We start from the raw sequence: 1,073 nt of genomic DNA, 5'->3' as shown, positions 1-1,073 counted from the left end.
GCAGCGGGCCGCCTGCCCGGTCGTCGGGGACGAGGTCGGTGACGACGATGCGGGGCCGCAGGCCGTGGGCGTCGAGGAAGGCGCGTACGGTGTCGACCGCACCGCTGGTGGTGAGGACGGCGCAGGGCCGCGCGTCGGCCAGGACTCCGGCCAGGCGGTCGGCGTGTCCCGGCAGGTCGGGCGTGAACAGCGGGACGGCGACCATACCGGCCCTGAGCGCGGCGAGGAAGCCGATGACGTAGTCCATGCCCTGGGGGCTGAGCAGCGCGACGCGTTCGCCGGGCGCCACGGTCTCGGCCAGCCGGGCGGCGACCGCGCGCGTGCGTAGGTCGAGGCGGTGCCAGGTGAGCACACGAAGGCTGCCGCGCAGACCGGGGCTGTGGTGGTCGGCGAAGGTGAACGCGCGGCGGCCGGGGGTGTGATGGGCCCAGTGCGCGAGATGGGCGGGGAGGGTGGGCAGGTCTTCCGGTGCTGCGGGGGATGTGCCGGGGGCGTGCGGAAGGGCGCGCGCGGGCATGGGGGAACTCCTCACGTCACTGGTCAAGTCCCCGTCCAGGGGGTGTTGTTACGGCTGCGCCGCGCTCACAGCGGGATGTTGCCGTGCCGCCGGTCGGGGACGGCAGCACGTTTGCTGCGCAGCGTGCGCGCGGCAAGGTCCGCGAGACACTCCGCCGTTGTACGTGCGGCGGGCACAGAGGCAGGCACAGACGATCTCAGGGTTTCCGTGATCAAGGCCGAAGTCACCGCCCTCGGCACCTGCGAGCATGGCAGTTCCACAAGCCGCGGTCTTCCTTTCCGCGCCCAATGTGAAGTTGTTGAGTGATCTTGGTGCAACTTTCATAGACGAACTACAACGGGACAGCAGCCCTCGATCCAGCCACGGTCACACCCTCGGTGTGCAGGGCGTTCACGCAGTCGACTCCCATGCGTTCAACGGCTACACATCTTGTGGTCATGATGCGAGGGCGAGGTTGCGCTTGTGAGCGACGGCCTGGACCGCATGGTGGAGGCCGTCGCCGCGCTGCCGGCAGTCGCGGAGGATCTTGTAGTTCTTCATCCGGCCGATCACATGC

At 69.6% G+C, this 1,073-nt stretch carries 1 protein-coding gene and 1 pseudogene; both read right to left on the bottom strand.

What is annotated here, in order from left to right; genetic code table 11:
- Positions 1-517: AMP-binding protein (locus ACWD4O_RS48800; protein ID WP_451289601.1), on the bottom strand; the 517-nt coding region annotated here is incomplete at its 3' end.
- A 435-nt stretch (positions 518-952) separates the two neighbouring features.
- Positions 953-1,073: pseudogene (locus ACWD4O_RS48795) on the bottom strand (IS5/IS1182 family transposase); the annotation flags it as partial.

The organism is Streptomyces sp. NPDC002623, from assembly GCF_053592635.1.
The sequence above is the reverse complement of the archived record's forward strand: the minus strand, read 5'-3'. Positions and strand labels throughout refer to the sequence as shown.